The organism is Lutibacter sp. (genome assembly GCF_040883305.1).
Taxonomy (GTDB): Bacteria; Bacteroidota; Bacteroidia; order Flavobacteriales; family Flavobacteriaceae; genus Lutibacter.
In genome coordinates this window covers 1-5,223 of record NZ_JBFLKT010000171.1, presented here as the reverse complement: position 1 = coordinate 5,223, position 5,223 = coordinate 1, and the positions used below count along the sequence as shown (strand labels likewise).

Here is a 5,223-nt window from a genome sequence, read left to right as displayed (position 1 = left end):
TAATTGCATATTTAAAAATTGACACTTATGATAAAAAATATTTTCAAAAATATGGTGTATTTTTGGATACTGAGTTTAGGTGGTTTTTAAACTCCAGTGATTATAATAATAACTTTAATTCATTTTCTCAATTAAAGGGAAAGTTTGGTTTAGCCTACACATTTTTTGACAAATTAACAACTCATTTTAACTCAGAAGCCGGTATTACCATAGGTGAAAATAATAATAGAGCATTAGATTATAATGTTGGAGGTTATGGAGAAAATTTTATCAACTCATTTATACCATTTTTTGGATATGATTTAGCAGAGTTATCTGCAAATGCTTTTTTAAAATCTGGTTTAACGTTAAGGTTTGAGTTTTTGCCTAAAAACTATTTTTCTGCAACAGCTAATTATACAAGAGTAGAGCCTGATTTATTTAATGAAGGGAAGATTTTTGAAAACACAAAATCTGGTTATATGGTGGGGTATGGAATAGATACTTTTTTAGGACCTATAGAAATAAATTATTCCTGGTCTCCAGATCATTCTGAAAAGTATTGGCATTTTAATGTTGGGTATTGGTTTTAAAAAAAAGCCCTGCAATTAAGCAGGACTTTTATAAGATATTGTATGCATTATTCAATTAATTCACCTTTATTATTGGTGAATTCAAAATTTAAATATTGATAGGCATCTCTTGGTAAAATTTTAATCCACTTTTTGTATTTTGCAAACCATCTGTGTTGTATAGATGGAATTCCTTTTTTTAAATAGGCGGCAATAAAAGGATGTACATTTAGTACAAGCTTTTTATGATCTTTTAATGTAATTAATTTTTCTAATTCGGCCTCAATTTTGTCTATTATAACAATTGGTGCTTCAACCTCTCCTAAACCACTCGGATTAGGTTCTTGAGTTTTAATTACTAATTCAGGTCGTACTCTTTGTCTTGTAATTTGAACTAAACCAAATTTACTTGGAGGTAATATTTTGTGTTTTGTTCTATCAAATGCCATTTCATTTCTTAAATGATCATAGAGTTTTTGTCTATGTTCAGCTGTGTGCATATCAATAAAATCTACAACAATAATTCCTCCCATATCACGTAATTGTAATTGTCTGGCAATTTCAGATGCAGCAATTAAGTTCACCTCTAATGCAGTATCTGCTTGAGACATTGCTTTATTAGATCTGTTACCACTATTTACATCAATTACATGAAGTGCTTCGGTGTGTTCAATTACTAAATAAGCTCCTTTACTCATTGAAACTGTACGCCCAAAAGATGTTTTAATCTGACGTTCGATTCCAAATTTTTCAAAAATTGGAAGTTTCGAATTGTATAAGGATACAATAGACTCTTTTTCTGGTGCAATTTCTTGCAGATATTCTTTAGTTTCTAAATACATTGTTTCATCATTTGTTACAATACTTGTAAAAGAATCATTAAAAATATCTCTTAAAATTGAAGAGGCTCTATTTAACTCACTTAATACTTTTATAGGTGTTTGTGGTGCTCTAGTATTTCTAATTTTTTTACACATTACCACCCATCTTTCTAAAGAATTTTGTAAATCTTTATCTAAATCTGCTACTTTTTTATCTTCGGCAACAGTTCTAATAATAACTCCAAATCCTTTAGGTTTAATGCTTTTAATTAGTCTTTTTAATCGTTCTTTTTCTTCGGGATCCATTATCTTTTGTGATACGGAAACTCTATCTGAAAAAGGAACTAAAACCAAATATCTACCTGCTATTGAAATTTCAGAACTCATTCTGGGTCCTTTTGTAGATATAGGTTCTTTAACTATTTGGACTAATAAGTTTTGACCTGTTTTTAATACATCAGCTATAGAGCCATTTTTATCAATGTCTTTTTCTAGCTGAAAGTTTTTTAAAGTGTAATCTTTAATTTTACCTGTGTTGATACCTTTTATAAATTTATTTAATGATTTTAACTGCGCACCTAAATCGTGATAATGTAAAAAACCGTCTTTTTCGTAGCCTACGTTAACAAACGAGGCGTTTAAACCAGACAATACTTTACCAATTTTTGCTAAAAAAACATCTCCAACAGAAAATTTATTTTCGTTAGATTCATTATTTAATGCAGTTAATCTACCATCTTTTAATAAGGCAAAATCAATATCAGAGGAATTTGATCGTATAATTAATTCTGTTTTCACTCTGAATTGTTTTTATGTTCAAATTGAAAATTTGAACGATTTATAATTAAGTTTTACAGGAATTTTTACCCAACAATAGTTACTATTTAGCAACTATCTATTTCAATGAACTTTATTTAAAGTCAAAGAAAAAGTAAGCTAAGCTTACTTTTTCTTTTTATGTCTATTAGCTCTAGCTCTTTTTTTACGTTTATGAGTAGAGATTTTAGCTCTTTTTCTTTTTTTACCACTTGGCATAATAGAATGTTATTTAGTATTAATAAATCTTTTTAATTAGCTAACCTTAACCTTGCTTTTTACGCCTTCTACAAATACTTTTGCAGGTTTAAAAGCTGGAATGTTGTGTGCTGGTATTTTAATTGTAGTATTTTTAGAAATGTTTCTTCCAGTTTTTTCAGCTCTTGTTTTAATAATAAAACTACCAAATCCTCTTAAGTAAACATTATCTCCTTTTTCTAATGAAGTTTTTACCTCGTCCATAAACGCTTCTACAGTTGCTAAAACATCTGTTTTTTCTATTCCAGATTTATCTGAAATATTTGATACGATTTCTGCTTTCGTCATTTTTAAATATATTTATATATGTTATTATAAAATTAAGACGGCAAATATAGGATATAATAATCAAAATCAAAAAGTTAATTCATTAAAATTTAATCAATTAAAACTTGTAATATTGCATTTCTTAAATAAAGTGATGAAATTTTCTAACCAATTAACAGTCTGGTATTTACAGAATAAAAGAGATTTGCCCTGGCGAGCAACTAAAAATCCATATTTTATTTGGTTGTCTGAAATTATTTTACAACAGACTAGAGTTGACCAAGGAATGGCTTATTATTTTAAGTTTGTGGAGCAATTTCCTACTATTTTTGATTTAGCTGCTGCTTCAGAAGAAACAGTTTTAAAATTGTGGCAAGGTTTGGGCTATTATTCCAGAGCTAGAAACTTGCATTTTTCAGCAAAATATGTGGTTAATGAGCTACAAGGAGAATTTCCTTCAACATATAATGAATTATTAAAATTAAAAGGTGTTGGAGATTATACTGCTTCGGCAATTGCATCTATTTGTTTTAACGAACCTACCGCTGTTGTTGATGGTAATGTATATAGAGTTTTGTCGCGTTATTTCGGAATTGATACCCCTATTAATTCGTCAAATGGTATTAAAGAGTTTAAACTGTTAGCACAAGAACTTATTAATGCTGAAATTCCAGGAACACATAATCAGGCAGTTATGGAATTTGGAGCAACAGTATGTAAGCCACAAAATCCAGATTGCAATAACTGTCCGTTAAATAATAGTTGTGTAGCTTTATCAAAAAACACAATAAAGGTATTACCTGTAAAAGAGAAAAAACTTAAAATACGAAAGCGATATTTTAATTATTTGGTGATTCAAACTAAAAATAATGCAACACAACTGGTAAAAAGAGAAAAAGGAATTTGGTTAAATATGTACCAATTCCCGTTAGTTGAAACTGATAAGCCGATAAATCAACAAGAATTAATTGAACACAAGACTTTTAATGAATTAGTTCAATTAAATACAATAACAATTAAACTACATACTGAAATTGTAAAACCACATAAATTATCGCATCAACATATTTATGCAAAGTTTTGGATAATAAAAACTCCTAATTCCTTAAAATTTAGACATTCATGGAACGATATTAAAAAATATCCTGTTCCAGTTTTAATAGATAATTTTTTAAATGAATTTAATTACAACTAAAATTTTTAGTACTTTTGATTAATCAATAATACATAAAAAAATGGCTGGAACAATAAACAAAGTAATTCTAATTGGACATTTAGGAGACAATGTGAAAATGCACTATTTTGAAGGTGGAAATTCTATAGGTCGTTTTCCTTTAGCTACTAATGAAACTTATACTAATAAGCAAACAGGCGATAAAGTAACAACTACTGAGTGGCATAATATTGTTGTTAGAAATAAATTGGCTGAAATTTGCGAAAAATATTTAACCACTGGAGATAAAGTGTATTGCGAAGGCAGAATAAAAACACGCCAATGGGAAGGTGAAGATGGCTCTAAAAGATATACCACAGAAATACACGTTGCAGATATGACTTTTTTATCTACCAAAAAGGAGTTAAATACGCCACAACCAAAAGTTGAAAGCAAGCCTTCTGAAAACAAGCAAGTTGAAACTCCAAAAAATGAGACTTCTACCAATGAAGTTGAAGATGATTTACCGTTTTAAGTTTAATTTAATAAAAAATAATTGGATCCTGAACCCACATTTTTAATCATTAATTTTATCGAAAGTTTAAATATTTTGCTACTTATTAGTTTTGCAATGTTATTTTTATTGCTGATTCTTTCAGCTTTGATTTCTGGTGCAGAAGTCGCTTTTTTCTCACTATCTAAAGCTACACTATCAGAGGTGTTAGAATCGGACTCCGACAAACAAAAAGCAGTTGTTGACTTGTTAAAAAATCCGCAAAAACTATTAGCTACTATATTAATTTCAAACAATTTTATTAATATTTTGGTGGTATTGATTTTTGCCTACATCGGTGAAATTATTTTTAGCAATATTACATCTGATTTACTTAAATTTTTAATTGAAGTTGTATTAGTTACTTTTTTAATTTTACTTTTTGGTGAAGTATTACCAAAAGTTTACGCTACCAGAAATTCATTAAAATTTGCAACTTTTATGGCAGTTCCATTAAAAGTTTTAAATTCATTATTATCAGTAATTAGTTTGCCTTTAATGAGCCTTACTAATAGTATTGAAAATAAATTAGGTAAAAAACAATCTAGCCTATCTGTAGAAAAATTATCTCAGGCCTTAGAATTAACTTCAAATGAAGCCACAACTAAAGACGAACAAAAAATTTTACAAGGAATTGTAAATTTTGGAAATACCGAAACAGGTCAACCGCATGTCATCAGCGGTCTACGCTGTCTCGGGCCCCGTCGATGCACCGCAGGTCGAGTTCCGGCGCCTCTTCGACGACCAGCTCAGTCCGCGGCCGCCAGCTCACGCAGATAACGGAACAGGCGGCGGCTAGCCGCT

General features: G+C 29.6%; 5 protein-coding genes and 1 pseudogene. 4 read left to right on the top strand and 2 right to left on the bottom strand.

Translation table 11 applies throughout. The features are described 5' to 3' along the window. Nucleotides 1–572: pseudogene (locus AB1Z17_RS05540) on the top strand (patatin); the annotation flags it as partial. A 47-nt stretch (nt 573–619) separates the two neighbouring features. Here the strand turns inward: AB1Z17_RS05540 and AB1Z17_RS05535 are convergent. Both AB1Z17_RS05535 and AB1Z17_RS05530 read right to left on the bottom strand, forming a co-directional pair. Beyond that, a complete protein-coding gene (locus tag AB1Z17_RS05535) occupies nt 620–2,170 on the bottom strand; it encodes an Rne/Rng family ribonuclease (RefSeq protein ID WP_368050804.1) in 1,551 nt (516 codons plus the stop codon). A 273-nt stretch (nt 2,171–2,443) separates the two neighbouring features. Continuing rightward, entirely contained in the window at nt 2,444–2,734 is a 291-nt protein-coding gene (locus AB1Z17_RS05530) for an HU family DNA-binding protein (RefSeq protein WP_368050803.1), read from the bottom strand. A 133-nt stretch (nt 2,735–2,867) separates the two neighbouring features. On the opposite strand from AB1Z17_RS05530, the gene mutY reads away from it, so the two are divergent. From mutY to AB1Z17_RS05515, 3 genes are all read left to right on the top strand, one after another. Further along, nucleotides 2,868–3,908, top strand: a complete 1,041-nt coding sequence (mutY, locus tag AB1Z17_RS05525) for an A/G-specific adenine glycosylase (RefSeq protein ID WP_368050802.1) — start codon at nt 2,868–2,870, stop codon at nt 3,906–3,908. A gap of 40 nt (nt 3,909–3,948) precedes the next feature. Next, entirely contained in the window at nt 3,949–4,401 is a 453-nt protein-coding gene (locus AB1Z17_RS05520; RefSeq protein WP_368050801.1) for a single-stranded DNA-binding protein, read from the top strand. Nucleotides 4,402–4,476: 75 nt separating this feature from the next. Beyond that, nucleotides 4,477–5,199: a CNNM domain-containing protein gene (locus tag AB1Z17_RS05515; protein WP_368050800.1), complete on the top strand. Its 723-nt coding sequence runs from the start codon at nt 4,477–4,479 to the stop codon at nt 5,197–5,199. Nucleotides 5,200–5,223: the final 24 nt, after the last annotated feature.

Bases quoted from the DNA above. Each gene is read 5' to 3' on its own strand.
- AB1Z17_RS05520 (WP_368050801.1), top strand. From the start codon at position 3,949: ATGGCTGGAACAATAAACAAAGTAATTCTAATTGGACATTTAGGAGAC.
- mutY (WP_368050802.1), top strand. From the start codon at position 2,868: ATGAAATTTTCTAACCAATTAACAGTCTGGTATTTACAGAATAAAAGA.
- AB1Z17_RS05530 (WP_368050803.1), bottom strand. From the start codon at position 2,734: ATGACGAAAGCAGAAATCGTATCAAATATTTCAGATAAATCTGGAATA.